The sequence below is a fragment of the Streptomyces kanasensis genome (genome assembly GCF_043077165.1).
Taxonomy (GTDB): Bacteria; Actinomycetota; Actinomycetes; order Streptomycetales; family Streptomycetaceae; genus Streptomyces; species Streptomyces changanensis.
This window is the reverse complement of record NZ_JBIBSF010000001.1, coordinates 1,076,685-1,092,162: the sequence shown is the minus strand read 5'-3', so window position 1 is coordinate 1,092,162 and position 15,478 is coordinate 1,076,685. Positions and strand designations below refer to the sequence as shown.

The 15,478-nt window shown below is 75.3% G+C and carries 11 protein-coding genes; 3 read left to right on the top strand and 8 right to left on the bottom strand.

Annotated elements, in window-relative coordinates:
- Nucleotides 1-232 precede the first annotated feature (232 nt).
- The 6 genes from ACF053_RS04775 to ACF053_RS04750 all read right to left on the bottom strand — a co-directional run bounded on the left by ACF053_RS04775 (nucleotide 233) and on the right by ACF053_RS04750 (nucleotide 7,842).
- Nucleotides 233-2,614 carry a glycoside hydrolase family 65 protein gene (locus ACF053_RS04775; protein ID WP_391952480.1) on the bottom strand — a complete coding sequence of 794 codons (2,382 nt, stop codon included), beginning with the start codon at nucleotides 2,612-2,614 and terminating at the stop codon, nucleotides 233-235.
- On the bottom strand, nucleotides 2,611-3,384 hold the full coding sequence (locus ACF053_RS04770) for an HAD family hydrolase (RefSeq protein WP_391952479.1): 774 nt from the start codon (nucleotides 3,382-3,384) through the stop codon (nucleotides 2,611-2,613). Before ACF053_RS04770 ends, ACF053_RS04775 begins: the two co-directional genes overlap by 4 nt.
- A gap of 413 nt (nucleotides 3,385-3,797) precedes the next feature.
- Nucleotides 3,798-4,706: a class A beta-lactamase gene (gene bla / locus ACF053_RS04765; protein WP_391952478.1), complete on the bottom strand. Its 909-nt coding sequence runs from the start codon at nucleotides 4,704-4,706 to the stop codon at nucleotides 3,798-3,800.
- Between the two features lie 291 nt (nucleotides 4,707-4,997).
- On the bottom strand, nucleotides 4,998-6,848 hold the full coding sequence (locus ACF053_RS04760) for an FG-GAP-like repeat-containing protein (protein WP_391952477.1): 1,851 nt from the start codon (nucleotides 6,846-6,848) through the stop codon (nucleotides 4,998-5,000).
- Between the two features lie 250 nt (nucleotides 6,849-7,098).
- Nucleotides 7,099-7,284 carry a hypothetical protein gene (locus tag ACF053_RS04755; RefSeq protein WP_391952476.1) on the bottom strand — a complete coding sequence of 62 codons (186 nt, stop codon included), beginning with the start codon at nucleotides 7,282-7,284 and terminating at the stop codon, nucleotides 7,099-7,101.
- Nucleotides 7,285-7,407: 123 nt separating this feature from the next.
- Nucleotides 7,408-7,842, bottom strand: a complete 435-nt coding sequence (locus ACF053_RS04750) for an ATP-binding protein (RefSeq protein WP_058940252.1) — start codon at nucleotides 7,840-7,842, stop codon at nucleotides 7,408-7,410.
- A gap of 309 nt (nucleotides 7,843-8,151) precedes the next feature.
- Here ACF053_RS04750 and ACF053_RS04745 point away from each other — a divergent pair, with 309 nt between their 5' ends.
- The 3 genes from ACF053_RS04745 (at nucleotide 8,152) to ACF053_RS04735 (ending at nucleotide 11,824) form a co-directional block, all read left to right on the top strand.
- Nucleotides 8,152-8,646, top strand: coding sequence for a DUF2267 domain-containing protein (locus tag ACF053_RS04745; RefSeq protein ID WP_391952475.1), 495 nt, complete (start codon nucleotides 8,152-8,154; stop codon nucleotides 8,644-8,646).
- Nucleotides 8,647-9,017: 371 nt separating this feature from the next.
- Nucleotides 9,018-11,081: a galactose-binding domain-containing protein gene (locus ACF053_RS04740; protein ID WP_391952474.1), complete on the top strand. Its 2,064-nt coding sequence runs from the start codon at nucleotides 9,018-9,020 to the stop codon at nucleotides 11,079-11,081.
- 212 nt (nucleotides 11,082-11,293) lie between these two features.
- Nucleotides 11,294-11,824, top strand: coding sequence for a DUF2165 domain-containing protein (locus ACF053_RS04735; protein WP_391952644.1), 531 nt, complete (start codon nucleotides 11,294-11,296; stop codon nucleotides 11,822-11,824).
- 172 nt (nucleotides 11,825-11,996) lie between these two features.
- On the opposite strand, the gene ACF053_RS04730 is transcribed toward ACF053_RS04735, so the two are convergent.
- Together ACF053_RS04730 and ACF053_RS04725 are read right to left on the bottom strand one after the other, a co-directional pair.
- Nucleotides 11,997-13,736 carry a RecQ family ATP-dependent DNA helicase gene (locus ACF053_RS04730; RefSeq protein WP_391952473.1) on the bottom strand — a complete coding sequence of 580 codons (1,740 nt, stop codon included), beginning with the start codon at nucleotides 13,734-13,736 and terminating at the stop codon, nucleotides 11,997-11,999.
- A 264-nt stretch (nucleotides 13,737-14,000) separates the two neighbouring features.
- Nucleotides 14,001-15,203, bottom strand: coding sequence for a phospholipase D-like domain-containing protein (locus ACF053_RS04725; RefSeq protein ID WP_391952472.1), 1,203 nt, complete (start codon nucleotides 15,201-15,203; stop codon nucleotides 14,001-14,003).
- Nucleotides 15,204-15,478 lie beyond the last annotated feature (275 nt).

Below are 15,478 nucleotides of genomic sequence, written 5' to 3'. Positions count from 1 at the left end.
ACCTGCGAAAAGATCAAGGCCCCGCGACGACGCGCTGCGCCGAACCGGTCCTCAACTACCCACCGCAAGCCCCCTTTTACGCCTCACGCGCCCCCTTCACTCCCCGCGCGCCCCCTGACGGTCCGTCGGAAACCCCCGACCACCCACCGCCCCCGGGCGCCCCCGGACCGGGACCCACGTCGACCACCGACAACGACGAACCACCCCACCGAACCCCACCCCGCCCCACCCCCTACTCCGGCAGCGGCAACCGCACGGAACGCCCCGGCTCGATGGACACCGCACACCCCGGCAGCTCGATGTCGATCGGCGCGATCCCCGACTCCGGCACCGTCACGTGCAGGCTCTCCGGCGTCATCCGCAGCCGCACGCCCCAGTGGCCGTGGAAGCGCAGGGTGAAGTCGTACTCCGACAGCTCCGGCAACGGCACCGGGTCCAGCCGCAGCCGGCCGCCCCGCGTGTCCAGCCCCGTCAGCCCGCGCTGCACCAGGTCGAGCGTGCCCGCCATCGCGCCCAGGTGGATGCCCTCGCCGGTCGTCCCCCCGTGCAGGTCCGCGATGTCCGCCACCAGCGCCTCCTGGACGAACTCCCACGCCTCCGCCCGCCGCACCCGCGCCAGCACCCAGCCGTTCACCAGCACGCTCAGCGTCGAGCCGTGGCTCGTGCGCCGCAGGTAGTACTCGACGGTCCGCCACCACGTCTCGTCGTCGAGCGCGTGCCCCAACCGCCGCAGCAGCACGCGCAGCTCGGCCGGCGGGAACAGGTAGCCCAGCATCAGCACGTCCGCCTGCTTCGACGCCTGGTAGCGGTTGACGGAGTCGCCCTCCGCCTCCAGGATCCGGTCCAGCCGCCGGATGTCGCCGTACCGGTGCCGCAGCCCCTCCCAGTCGAGCTCGGCCAGCTCCCCGTACCCGTGGAACTGGCTGATCACCCCGGAGTGGAACGGCACGTGCAGCCGGCGCGACACGTCGTCCCACAGGGCCAGCTCGCCGTGGTGGAGGCCGGTGCGCTCCTCCAGCTCCCGCCGGCGCGGCTCCGGCAGCTCCGCCATCAGTTCCAGCGCCCGCGCCAGCACCCACGCCGCCGTCACGTTCGTGTAGGCGTTGTCGTCCAGACCCGGCCGGTCCGCGCCCGGATAGCCGTCGTGGTACTCGTCGGGTCCCATCACCCCGCGGATGCGGTACCGGTCGAGGTCCGCGTCGTACGTCGCCGAGTCCGCCCAGAACCGGGCGATCTCCAGCAGCATCTCCGCACCCCTGGTGTGCAGGAACTCCGTGTCCCCGGTCGCCTCCCAGTAGCGCCACACGTTGTACGCGACCGCCGAGCCCACGTGGTGCTGGAGGTGCGAGTGGTCCGGCAGCCAGCGGCCCGAGCGGGGGTTGAGGTGCAGCTGCTGGGTCTCCTCCCGCCCGTCGCTCCCGCTCTGCCACGGGTACAGCGCCCCGGCCCGCCCGGCGTCCCGGGCGGAGAACCGGGCCCGCTCCAGCCGGCGGTGCCGGTAGGTCAGCAGTGCCCGCGACACCTCGGGGAAGTGCAGGTTCAGGTAGGGCAGCACGAACAGCTCGTCCCAGAAGACGTGCCCCCGGTACGCCTCGCCGTGCAGCCCGCGCGCCGGGACCCCCACGTCCAGGTCGGCGGTGTGCGGCGACAGCGTCTGCAGCACGTGGAACAGGTGCAGCCGCAGGATGCGGCCCGCCGCGTTCGGCACCCGCAGCTCCGCGCGGCGCCACAACTGCTGCCAGGCCGCCCGGTGCGAGGCCAGCAGCTCCCCGAAGCCGGGCGCGCGGCCCACCCGGTCCACCGCCGCGTGCAGAGGGTCGGAGATCGCCGGGTCGCGCGAGGTGTGCAGCGCCACGACCTTGTCGACGACGACGGTCGTGCCCGGCGTCAGCACCAGCCGCGCCCGCTGCGTCACCCGCCGGTCGCCGTGGACGACCTCCAGGTCGGCCGGGGCCGCGGTCCGCGCGGCGAGGCCGACGCGGATGCCGGACGAGACCGTGCGGCACCGCAGCCACACCCGGCCGTCCGCGGCCTCGCCGGTGCCGACGTCCTCCAGGTGCCGGGAGGACAGCTGCCGGTAGCGGGCCACGCCGGTGTTGGCGACCGACCCGTCCAGCTCCACCTCGACCTCCAGCTCCCCCGCCCAGTTCTCGGCGGTGAACTCGGTGCGCAGCGCCGCCAGGTGCGGGTCCCCCATGTGGACCAGCCGCAGCTGGCGCACCGCGAGGCGCCGCCCGTCGTCGTCCTCGTACCGGCTGCGCCGCTCCAGGGTGCCGCCGTGCAGGTCGAGGGTGAGCGCGTGGTCGGTGAGGTACTCGTGCGCGGGCGTCAGCCACGGGCCCGGCTCCGGCCCGTCGGCCACCCGGTAGCGCACGGGCAGCCAGTTGGGCAGGTTCACCATGTCCTCGTTCTCGACCCGCCGGCCCGCCACCTCCGACGCCAGCCGGTCGTAGCACCCGGCCGCGTACGTGCCCGGGTAGTGGGTCCCGTCCGCCGCGCACTCCGGGATCGCGCCGCGCGTCGCGAAGTAGCCGTTGCCCAGGGTGCACAGCGACTCCCGCAGCGCCTCCCGTTCGGCGGCGTACCCCTCGAACTCCCACGTCCAGTCGGTCACGACGGCTGTCCCTCCCGTACGGCGAGCAGCTCCGACAGGTCCCGTACGACGAGGTCGGCGCCGTGCCGGCGCAGCGCCCCGGCGCCGCCCGGGCGGCCCGTCCGGTCGACGCCCACGACGAGGGCGAACCCGCCGCGCCGCCCCGCCTCGACCCCCGCGAGGGCGTCCTCCACCACCGCGCACCGCCCGGCCGGCGTGCCGAGCCGGCGCGCGGCCTCCTGGAACAGCGCGGGGTCGGGCTTGCCGGGCAGGCCCAGCCGGGCCGCCTCCACCCCGTCCACCAGCGCGTCGAACAGGTCGAGGAGCCGCGCCCCCCGCAGCACCTCGCGGGCGTGCCGGGACGCCGAGGCGGCCGCCATCGGCACGCCCGCGTCCCGCAGGGCGCGCAGCAGCCGCACCGTCCCGGGGTAGGCGTCGACGGGGTGCCCGCGCAGGCGGGCGGTGAACCGGCGCTCCTTGTCGGCGGTGACGCGCTCCACGACCGCCGGTCCCGCGGGCAGGCCGCGCGAGGCGAGGAACGCCGCAGCGCCGTCCCGCCGGGAGCGGCCGTCCACGTACCGCGGGTAGTCGTCGGCCGGGTCGAAGGGCCGCCGCGCCGCCGGGTCGGCGGCGTCCGGCGGCAGGCCGGCCAGGAAGGCGTCGAAGGTCTCCTTCCACGCCGCGGCGTGGATCCGCGCCGAGTCGGTGAGGACCCCGTCCGTGTCGAAGACGACGGCCCGCACGGCCCGCAGCGCGGGGACCACCGTGCCGCAGGCCGTGGGCGGGCTCATGGGCGGGTCTCCTTGCGTCGTCGGCCGCCCGGGTTCCCGTGGGGCGAGCCCCGGGGGACCCGGCGCGGCGCGAGGAACGGGCTCCACGACCATCATGACCCGCACGGGGTCACGGGGCCGGGCCGGTGGAGCCGGGCGGGGTACCTCGCCGGGAGCCGCGCGGCGCGGGCCCCCGGCCGGGACGGCGACGACCGGGCGGGCGGCGCGGGCGCGGCCGGGCGCACCGGGTTTGCGCCGGACGGGTGACGCACCGCCCGAGCGCCACCCCGGCCGCGCCCACCCCACCGGTGGCCACTCCTCCCGCGACCCGCGCACGGCCACTCCTGCCGTGGCCACTCCTCCCGCGACCCGTCCGCGGCCACCGGCCCCCGGCCGCACGACCGGACGCGGCCCCGCAGGCTCCGGCGAGGCGTTCAGCTCAGGGAGTGCGCCAGCAGCCGCGCCGCCTCCGCGACGAGGGCGTCGTCCGCCGTCGCGTCGGGCGCGAACCGGGTCGTGAGCACGGCGAGGACGACCGGCGGACGTCCGGGCGGCCACGCCACGCCCACGTTGTTGTTCCCGCCGTACTCCCCGCCGCCCGTCTTGTCCGCCAGGACCCAGTCGGCCGGGAGGCCCTTGCGGAAGCGCTCCTTGCTGGTCGTGTTGGCGAGCATCCACGCCGTCAGCCGCTCCCGGTCGTCGGGCGCGAGGGCCGAGCCGAGGACCAGCCGTCCGTACGTCCGGCCGATGGCACGGGGACTGGTGGTGTCCGTCACACGCCACGGCTCGGCCGAGTTCAGCTCGGGCTCCCAGCGGTCGAGCCGGGTGATGTCGTCGCCGAGGGACCGGCAGAACCGGGTGATCGCGGTCGGGCCGCCCAGCTCGCGCAGCAGCAGGTTGCCGGCGGTGTTGTCGCTCTGGCAGATCGCCGCGGCCGACAGTTCGGCGACGGTCATCCCGGTCGCCACGTTCTCCCGGGTGACGGGGGAGTAGCCGGACTGCTCCACGTACGCGGCGGTGAAGTGGACCCGTCGGGCGAGGACCTCGCCGTCCCGGTCGAGGTCGCGCAGGACGGCCGCGGCGGCCAGGGTCTTGAAGAGCGACGCCATGGGGAAGCGCTCGTCCGCCCGGTACAGCACGGTCCTGCCCGTCCCCGTGTCGTGGGCGAACGCACCGAGCCGCGCGCCGTGTCGGCGCTCCAGGGCGCGCAGCTGCCCGCGGACACCGCCGTCCGGTCCGCCCGCGGCGTGGGCGGGCGCCGTGCCGGCCGCGGCGGCCAGGAGGGCCCCCGCTCCGGTGGCGAGTACCGCGCGGCGGCTGGGACGGGTTTCGATGGGCTGCACCGGGGTGCCCCCTTCTCTCGTCGGTCACAGAACGAACATCCGCCACGACGTGCCCATGAGCCCCACTGGTTTCGCATGCCGCCCGTCCTGGCCGAAAACCGTCGGGGCCCCGGCCGGTGCCGGCCGGGGGCGTGGGTCCGGCTCGGATCCGCCGGCCGGACGGGCCCGAGCCGGACGGGTCCGAGCCGGACGGGCCCGAGCCGGACGGGTCCGAGCCGGACGGGTCCGGGACGCGGAAGTGCCCGCGTACCGGACGGGTACACGGGCACTTCCGGGAGACGGTGCGCGGGGTCAGCCGAGCGGGCCGCTCCAGCGGGCGGCCGGGGCGCCGAAGCCGGTGCCCGTGCTCAGCCACGAGTACAGACCGTCGACCTTGCGGCCGTCGGGGGTCGTGCCGAGGTCGTAGAGGACCGCGACGTCGCCCTTGCGGTCGCCGTTGTAGTCGCCCGCCGTGAACTGGCTGCTGCTCCAGCGGAAGGCGCCGGTGCTCGCCCACTTCAGCGTCGGCGCCTCGAAGGCCGTGCCGGTGCTGATGAAGGTGTACAGGTTCGAGCCCCACTTGCCGTCCGACAGACCGCGGTCGTAGAAGACCGACACGTCAGTCTTGCCGTCGCCGTTGAAGTCGCCCGACGCGACCTTGGAGGCGCTCCAGGTGAAGCCGCCGCCCGCGAGCCAGGTGCGCTGCACGGCCGCGAAGTCCGCGCCCGTGCTGTACCAGGTGTAGAGCGCCGAGAGGTTCTTGCCCTCGGCGGAGGTGCCGGCGTCGTAGAAGACCGAGACGTCGGCCTTGCCGTCCCCGTTGTAGTCGCCGGCCGTCAGCTGGGAGGCGGACCAGCGGAAGTTGCCGGTGCTCTCCCACTCCTTGGTCGGGTTGGCGAAGGCGGTCCCGGTGCTGGCGAAGGTGAACAGGGCGGAGCGGGTGACGCCGTCCGTGCCCCTGCCGCGGTCGTAGAAGACGCCGATGTCGTCCTTGCGGTCGCCGTTGAAGTCGCCCGAGACGACCTTGGAGGCGCCCCAGCTGAAGCCGCCCGGCGTCGTCCAGGTGCGCTTCGGCGCCTGGAAGCCCGTGCCGGTGCTGTACCAGGTGTAGACCGAGGAGATGTTGCCGTCGGCGGAGCTGCCGGCGTCGTAGAAGACCGAGACGTCGTCCTTGCCGTCGCCGTTGTAGTCGCCGGTGGTCAGCTTCGACGCCTGCCAGGTGAAGCCGCCCGGCGTGGTCCACATCTGCTGCGGGGCGGCGAAGCCGGTGCCGTTGCTCAGCCAGGTGTGCAGCGAGGAGCGGTTCCGGTTGGCGGGCGAGGTGCCGTTGTCGTAGAAGCCCGCGACATCGGCCTTGCCGTCGCCGTTGAAGTCGCCGGAGGCGATCATCGACTCCTGCGGCAGCGCGCGGACCTGTCGGATCCAGTCGCGCAGGTCGTCGACCCGCGTCTCGACCGCGTCCGTACGGGTCTCGGCCGGGTCGGTGCCGTGGCAGCCGCCCTGCCAGGAGGCGCTGTTGAGGGCGACCAGCTCGACCTTGCCGTCCGTCGTGCGCAGGGCGGGGCCGCCCGCGTCACCGCGGCAGATGGTGCCGCCCGCGCTGGAGACCTTCACCGAGGGACCGGTGACGGTCTCCTGGACGGTGAAGGCGCCGCTGTGCAGCCGGTCGGGCACCCACGCCGTCCTGGTGCGGCCGTAGCCGAGCACCCGCAGCGTCTCGCCCTGGACGGGCGCGGTGGCGGCCGGTACCACGGGGTCGACGCCGGTCACGGGCTTGGCCAGCCGCGCCATGACGACGTCGCGGTCGGCGCGCGGGACGATCTCGGTGACCTCGGTCTGGGTGCCGGCGGTACCGGTGAGATCGGCACGCCCCACGACCACGGTGGTCTTGAGCGCGGGGGCGCCGGCCGGGACGGGGAAGGGCTGTGCCGGGTTGTCGGAGAAGCAGCTGCTCGCCGTCAGGATCCACTGGGGGTCGACCAGGACGCCGGTGCAGGCGCGCTCGCCCCCGACGTTCACGTAGGCGGCGAAGGCGTCGGCGCCGTCGGCGACCGTGTCGCCGACGAGGGCCTGGGCCGGGCTCGTCGCGGTGAGCGCGCCGGCTGCCGCCACCGCGGCCAGGAGCGCGATGCCCCGCACGGTGCGAGGCTTTCGATCGGTCACGAAGAATCTCCCCTGATTCCACCGCTGACCCGCGTCGGTGTCGCGTCAGGGGTCGCGACCGGCCGCGCGGGACGCCGCGCGGCACGGTGGTACACCGGTTCCCCCCGGAGACGCGCAGGTCAGCACATCTTGATGTGGATCAAAACTAGCCGATCATCAGATGGTGTCAATGTGAAGGAACGTGGTCGGCTTCGCGCGGTCCACGGGTCGTGACCGATCACCGGCAGGGTGTCCTCCGGGGGCCCGGCCGTCAGACCTGGCCGGGCCGCCGCATGAGTTCCTGGAACATCGTCATGCACGACAGGCAGTGCCGGTCCGTCTCGGCGCCCTGGTCACCGAGGGGCTGTCCGCAGAGCGCGGCGGACTGGTGCTGGGCGACGACGTGCCACACCAGGTCGGAGTCGGTGGCGGCCGTGCCGATGTGCATTTCGTACATGGCGGCTCTCCGTGCGGTGGACGACAGGAGCCTCCAGCCCATCACGGCCGGGTGGCGGGCGCCGTCGGCGCCGGTCCGTCCGGGTGAACCGCCGCCCCGCACGGCGGGGGAGGGGAGGGGCGGTCACCAGGGCAGGAAGACGTGGACGTCCTTGCCCTCGGGCCGGGTCAGGACGCTGACCTGCGTGGCGAGCGCGTGGACGAGGTGCCAGCCCACGCCCCCGCTGTTCTCCCGGGGCGACCACGGGCGGGGCACCGGCGGCTCCGGGTTGGTGTCGTGCACCTCTATGTGGACGCCGTCGAAGGTGCGCCGCAGCCGCACGGTGAAGGGGCCGGGCGCGTACTGGACGGCGTTGCTCGCCAGCTCGGTGACGACCAGGAGTACGTCGTCCCGCCGGTCGGGCTCGTCGGGCACGTCGGCGCGCTCCAGGGCGTCCAGGTAGCGGGCGGCCGCGAGCCGGGCCGTCGTCACGTCCCCGAGCACCCCCTCGAAGTGGGCCTCCAGATCGCGGACGGCCCGCTGGTCGGCGCCGTCGTTCGTGGGCGGGCCGGTGGCCACGGTGTCCTCCCGATGCTCGGCTCCGGTTGCGGATCCCTGACGGGTGCCCCGGCCTCCGTGGGCGATGCCTCGCCGGCCGTCCCGTCGATCAGGGCGACCCCGCGGCGCCCGGTGCGCCGCCCCCGTCGGTACCGCGAGCGGGCGACCCGATGTGCGGCGCCGGCGGGCCGACCCTACGGTGACGGGGACGGCGCCGGGACGGCGCGCGCGGACGGAACGGTGGGGCGATGCGCCACCCGCCGGGGCCGCGCGCCGAGCGGGCACCGCCCCGCGGGTGGCCGGCGGACCGTACGGCAGGAGGAGACAGCGATGCGGCAGGACGAGTTCCTCGCCCGGGTGTGCGAGCGGGGCGAGTACCGGGGCCGGGACGAGGCCGCGCGGATCACCGCGGCGGTCCTGGAGGTGCTCGGCCACCGCGTCGCCCCCGAGGACGCGGCCGCCCTCGCCGCGCTGCTGCCCGGTGACCTCGGCGCACCGCTCGCCGCCGACGGCGCCCGTACCGACACGGCCCCTGACGACGCAGCCCGTACCTACGCAGCCCCTGTCGACGCAGCCCGTACCGACGTACCCGGCACCGACGGGGACGGCGGCGCGGGTGGTCCCGCCGAGCGCTTCGACGTCGAGGAGTTCCACCGGCGCGTCGACGAGCGGACCGGCGTCCGCCCGCGCACCGCCCAGTGGGACGTCGCCGCCGTCCTGGGGACCCTCGCCGAGGTCCTGCCCGGCGAGGAGCTGGACCGGATCACCGGCCGGCTCCCCCGTGAGTTCGCGGCCCTCTTCCGCGGCGCGACGCCGCCCGACTGACACACCGCGCGCCACCCCGCGCCCGGTCCGACCGGCGCGCCGCGCACCACGCCGCCCGGCGGACGCGCCGCGCCACCCCGGTCCGACCGGCGCGCCGCGCGTCCACCCCGCGCCCGGTCCGACCGGCGCACCGCGCACCACGCCGCCCGGCGGACACGCCGCGCCCCCTCCGGATGACGCGTCACGCACCACCCCGCCCGGCCGCCGCGCCCCGGCCCGGTCCGCCGCGCCCCCGGCCTGCCGCCGGGGGCGCCCGGGGGTCCGTAACGGCGCCGCGTGGCTCTTGACTGCTGTGCGACCGGGGCCGATCCTCGTCACACCAATGCACGGGACATGACAATCCGGCCGACCCGAAGGCATGAGTGACGCCCATGACCCGACACCCCCACGGCAGGCGCGGCATCCTCGCGGTCCTGGCACTCCTCCTCACCGCGACGGCCCTGGCGCTCGGCCCCACCGCCACCGGAGCCGTACCGGAACCCGCCTGGTGGGAACCGGCCGCCCGGCCCTCGCCCGACAGCGCGATCGGCGTCACCGGCGAGCCCTTCCGCGGCACGGACGCCCAGGGCCGGGTGCGGGGCTTCGTCGACGCCCACAACCACATCATGTCCAACGAGGCGTTCGGCGGCCGGCTGATCTGCGGCAGGCCCTTCTCCGAGCAGGGCGTCGCCGACGCGCTCAAGGACTGCCCGGAGCACTACCCCGACGGCTCCCTCGCCGTCTTCGACTTCATCACCAAGGGCGGCGACGGCCGGCACGACCCGGACGGCTGGCCGACGTTCGCCGACTGGCCCGCCCACGACTCCCTCACCCACCAGCAGAACTACTACGCCTGGATCGAGCGCGCCTGGCGCGGCGGCCAGCGGATCCTGGTCAACGACCTCGTCACCAACGGCGTCATCTGCTCGGTCTACTTCTTCAAGGACCGCGGCTGCGACGAGATGACCTCCATCCGCCTCCAGGCGCGCAAGACGTACGAGATGCAGGCGTACGTCGACCGCATGCACGGCGGCCCGGGCCGCGGCTGGTTCCGCGTCGTCACCGACAGCGCCCAGGCCCGCGAGGTGATCCGCCAGGGCAAGCTCGCCGTCGTCCTCGGGGTGGAGACCTCCGAACCGTTCGGCTGCAAGCAGGTCCTGGACGTCGCCCAGTGCGACCGCGGGGACATCGACCGCGGCCTGGACGAACTCCACGCGCTCGGCGTCCGCAGCATGTTCCTCTGCCACAAGTTCGACAACGCCCTGTGCGGGGTCCGCTTCGATTCGGGCGCCCTCGGCACGGCCATCAACGTCGGCCAGTTCCTGTCGACGGGCACCTTCTGGCAGACCGGCAAGTGCACCGGCCCGCAACAGGACAACCCCATCGGGCAGGCCGCCGCCCCCGGCGCCGAGGCGAAGCTGCCGCCCGGCGTGAGCGTCCCCCGGTACGCGGCGGACGCCCGGTGCAACACCCGCGGCCTCACCGAGCTCGGCGAGTACGCCCTGCGCGGCATGATGCGGCGCGGCATGATGCTGGAGATCGACCACATGAGCGTCAAGGCCGCGGGCCGCGCCCTCGACGTCCTCGACGCGGCGTCGTACCCGGGCGTCCTCTCGTCGCACAGCTGGATGGACCTCGACTGGACCGAGCGCGTCTACCGCCTCGGCGGCTTCATCGCCCAGTACATGCACGGCGCGGAGGCGTTCGGCGCGGAGGCGCGGCGGACGGACGCGCTGCGCGAGCGGTACGGCGTCGGCTACGGCTACGGCACCGACATGAACGGCGTCGGCGGCTGGCCCGCCCCCCGGGGCGCCGACACCCCGAACCCGGTGCGGTACCCGTTCCGCAGCGCCGACGGCGGCTCCGTCCTGGACCGCCAGACGACGGGGCAGCGCACCTGGGACGTCAACACCGACGGCGCCGCCCACTACGGCCTGGTGCCCGACTGGCTGGAGGACGTGCGGACCGTGGCCGGGCAGGACGTCGTGGACGACCTGTTCCGGGGCGCCGAGTCGTACCTGCGCACCTGGGGCGCGTCCGAGCGCCACACGGCGGCGGACGACCTCGCCGCCGGTGCCGGCGCCACCGCCAGTTCCTCCGAGTGGTGGAACCCCTTCACCCGCCACGCCCCCGGCAACGCCGTCGACGGCGACCCCCGAACGCGCTGGGCGAGCGAGTGGAGCGACGACCAGTGGCTGCGGATCGACCTCGGCCGGGTCCGGTCCGTCGCCCGGGTCACGCTCGACTGGGAGGCCGCGCACGCGGCGGCGTACCGGGTCGAGCTCTCCACCGACGGCGCCGCGTGGCGGACCGCCTGGTCCACCACGGCCGGGGACGGCGGCCTCGACACGGCGCGCTTCGCCGCCACGGAGGCCCGGTACGTCCGCGTCGTCGGCGTCCGGCGCGCCACCTCGTGGGGGTACTCGCTCCGGGAGGTCGGCGTCCACGACCGGTGACGTTCACGGCGGGCGCGGGGTGGGCAGGGAGGGGTGGGAGGACAGCGGGAGCGGGCGGCGGAGGAGGGCACGTGAGAGCGGGCGACGTGGGCGGCGCGGGGCGCGTGGGCCGGGCCGGTGACGGAGACGGCACGGGCGGTGCGGGCGGCGGGCCCGCCGGCGCGACGCCCGCCGGCGGGGACCGGGCGGGCGCCCGCCGGAGCGGGCGGCGACTGCCGGGCGTCCTGCCGGTCGCGGCGACCGCGATGACGGCCACCGTCGCCGTCCACATGGCCCTGGTGGCGTTCGGCAACATCACCGACTTCGGCACCAACCAGCAGTTCGTCCAGCACGTCCTGGCCATGGACACCACCTTCCGCGACCCGGACCTGATGTGGCGGGCGATCGAGTCGCCCGCCCTGCAGAACACCGCCTACGTCGCCGTCATCGCCTGGGAGACGGTGACGGCGGCCGTCCTGCTGTACGCCACGGGCCTGTGGTTCCGGGCGCTGCGCCGCGGCCCCGCCGACCGCGCCGACCGCGCCCGCGCGGCGAGCACCGCCGGGCTGGTGATGGTGCTGCTGCTCTTCGGACTCGGCTTCCTCGCCATCGGCGGCGAGTGGTTCGCGATGTGGCAGTCGTCGAAGTGGAACGGCCTGGACGCGGCGGCCCGCAACGTGCTGCTCGCCCTCGCCGCGCTCGTGGTGGTCCACCTGCCACCCGGCCCCCGTGCCCACGACACCCTCCGCCCCGGTGGGCCGTGACGCCGCCGGGCCGCGCCGGGCGCGTACCGGACTGACGCCACGGCCGCCGCCCCCTCCCGCCCGGCCGGCCCCGCCACGCCCACAGCGCCCGGCAGTCCGACCGGGTCGACGGCGCCCGTCAGCCCGGCCGGGGCAGCGGTGCCGAGCGGCCGGGCCGGGGCGGCCGGCCGCGTCAGCGGGAGGGCTCCGGGCGGGCCGTCAGCAGGCCGTTGTCGGTGACCGCGGTGAGGGACAGCGTCCGGTAGCCCATGGTGTCGAAGAGGACCGTGATCCGGTCGCCCTCCTCGCTCATCACCGTGCCGTCGCCCCACTCGCTGTGCCGCACCGCCGTCCCCGCCGGGTGGGCCGGAGGGCCGTCCTGCCCGTCCCCGGGGCCGGCGCCGGTCGCCCCGGCGGTGACGTCCGCCGCCGGCGCGTCCGACGGGGCCGGCTCGCAGACGTCGCAGGCGCCGCACGGCGGGTCGTAGGGCTCACCGAAGTAGCCGAGGAGGAAGCGGCGGCGGCAGCCCGTCGTCTCCGCGTAGGCGAGCATCATCTCCAGCCGCGACCGCTCCAGCCTGCGGCGCGCCTCGGCCGCCTCCGCCGCCCTCGCGGCGGCGTCCACGGGTGTCACACCGGGCACGGCCCGCACCTCGCCCGCGGTGTCGGTGCGGACGGCGCCCGCCTCCTCCAGCAGGTTCGCGGCGGCCGTCACCCGGCGGCGGGAGAGCTCCGCGCGCTCGCCGACGTCATCCAGCGCGACCGGGCCGCCCGCGTCGCGGATGTGTTCCGCGACCTGCCCGATGGTCTCCTCGTCGGGCGTGCGGGCGGCGAAGAGGTGCTGGAGGCCGCCGTCCTGCGGCCGGTAGTGGAGGACCGCGACCGCGGGCCGCCCGTCGCGGCCCGCCCGGCCGATCTCCTGGTAGTACGCGTCGGGGGAGCCCGGCACGGAGGCGTGGAGCACGAACCGCACGTCCTCCTTGTCGATGCCCATGCCGAACGCGGACGTCGCGACGACCACGTCCGCCTCACCGGCGAGGAACGCGTCGTGCACCCGGGACCGCTCGCCGACGCGCAGCCCCGCGTGGTAGGCGGCGGCCGACAGGCCCAGCGCGGCGAGCTCCGCCGCGTACTCCTCGGCGTCCCGGCGCGTCGCCGTGTACACGATGCCGGGCTTCGGTTCGGCGGCGGCGCGCTCCACCACGGCCCGGCGCCTGGCCGCGTCGTCGGGGAAGCGCTCCACCTCAAGGGTGATGTTCGGCCGGTCGAAGCCGGCGACGACGAGCGCGGGGTCGTCCATGCCGAGCCGCCGGACGATCTCCTCACGGACCGGGGGAGCGGCCGTGGCCGTCAGGGCGAGGACCGGGGGTCTGCCGACCCGCTCGATCGCCCCGCCCAGGCGCAGGTAGTCGGGGCGGAAGTCATGGCCCCAGGCGGCGACGCACTGGGCCTCGTCGACGACGAACAGCGAGGGCGCCGCCTGGGCGACGCGCTCCACGACCTCGTCCTTCGTCAGTTGCTCGGGGGAGAGGAACAGGTACTCGGCGTCCCCGTGCCGCACCGCGTCCCAGGCGGCCGCGGTCTCCCCGGCGGGCTGCGCGGAGTTGACGGCGACGCCGTCCGGCCCGCCACGGTCGAGGAGCCCGGCGATCTGGTCGCGTTGGAGGGCGATCAGCGGGGAGACGACGACCGTGGGGCCGGGCAGGCAGAGCGCGGCCACCTGGTACACGGCGGACTTGCCCGCGCCGGTCGGCATGACCGCCAGGGTGTCGCGGCCCGCGACGACCGCCTCCATCGCGGCCAGCTGCCCCGGCCGCAGCTCCTGCCAGCCGAACACCTCGGCGGCGGTCCGCTCCAGGCGGGCCGCCGCCGGGGCGTCGGTCCTGCGGTCCTCCTGCCGGGGCTCCTCCGGCTCCTTGTGCTGCTCCGGCATGGCGCCTCCCGCCTCTCCTCGGCCGGGCGGCCGGGGACAGCCGGGCCGCACGCGTGCGACCCGACTACCCGCTTTCGGGCCGTTCTCCCTGCGTACGGCCCGGACGGGCGGGGGCTCCGGGTCCGGATCCCGGAGCCCCCGCCGGACGCACCAGCCGACACCTGCCGGGCACACCGCGCGTACCGCCACGTATTGCGTACACCTGCACCCACCTCCCGCACCGTTACGTACCAACGCGTGTCGGTGCGTACCGGTCGGGCGGCGTCACAGGAAGCGGCGGATGGGGGTGACGGCGACCTCCCGCAGCCGCTGGGCCGCGGCGCGGCGCCGCCAGCGGGTGAGGTCGACGGCCTCGCTGCGCGCCACGTCCTCGTCGTAGTGCCGGTCGAGGGTGGCGGTGAACTCCTCGTCGAGGACGGCGAGCATGACCTCCTCGTCGTGGTCCATGGACCGCCGGTTGAAGTTGGTCGAGCCGATGAGCGACGCCACCCGGTCCACCGTGATGACCTTCGCGTGCATCATGGTCGGCTGGAACTGGCGGATCACCACGCCCGCCGCCAGCAGCTCCGTGTAGTGGGACTGCCCCGCGATCCGGCAGGCCCGCTGGTCGGTGTGGGGGCCGGGCAGCAGGATCTCCACCGCCACGCCCCGCCGGGCGGTCCGGCACAGCAGGTCGACGAAGTAGGGGTCCGGAGCGAAGTAGGCCGTGGCGAGGCGGAAGCGCTCCTCCGCCGAGGTCAGCATGACCCGCACCAGCGTCTGCATGTCCTGCCAGCCGATGCTCGCCGAGCCCCGCACGACCTGCACGACCGACGTGCCGGGCTGCGGCTGCTCGGTGAAGCGGTCGCGGTGGTCGTACAGCTCGTCGTGGCACTCCGCCCAGTTCTGGGCGAACGCCGCGGCGATGCCGTCCACGGCGGGTCCCTCGATCCGCACGTGGGTGTCGCGCCACTCCTCGGGACCGCGCGCGTCGCCGCACCACTCCTCGGCTATCCCGACGCCCCCGGTGAACGCGGTGCGCTCGTCGACCACCAGCGCCTTGCGGTGGCAACGGTGGTTCTGCTTGAACGGCGACAGCCAGACCGGCTTGCGGAACCAGGCGATCTGCACGCCGGCGTCCTCCATGTCGTCGAGGAGGCTCCGCTCGATGAGCCGGGCGCCGAACCCGTCCAGGAGCAGCCGCACGCGCACCCCGGCGCGGGCCCGGTCGGCCAGCGCGGCCGCGAAGTCCCGGGCTATCGTCCCCCGCCAGTACACGAAGGTCATCATGTCGATGGTGTGCTCGGCCGACCGGATCGCGCCGAGCATCGCGGGGAAGATCTCGTCCCCGTTGCGCAGGGGAACGAGGTCGTTGCCCTCGGTGGCGGCGATCCCGATCAGGCGTTCCAGTCGTCTTCGCAGTCGCTGCTTGCGCCTCTCCGCGTCACTGTCCGTGTCATGGCTGCCACGGGTCTCGGAGCGGATCACGTCGGCCTCCTGGGGCGGTGCGGGGTAGGTACGGCGGTACGGACTGCGGACCGTTTTCCCGGTGCCGTCGCCCCGAACCACCGCCGTCGCGTCACGTCCGGGAAGATGCGCGGGGCGGATCGGAGGCCCGGCCGAGGGTCCCGCCGACCGCTCGACGCGGGGTCCTCCGGGCCCCGGGCGCGGGATTCGGCGACGGGCGGAAAAAAAGATGAGCATGCTTCGTGTGGAACCGGGTATGCGCGGCCCACAGGCCCTCACAGACGGACGAGGGCGAC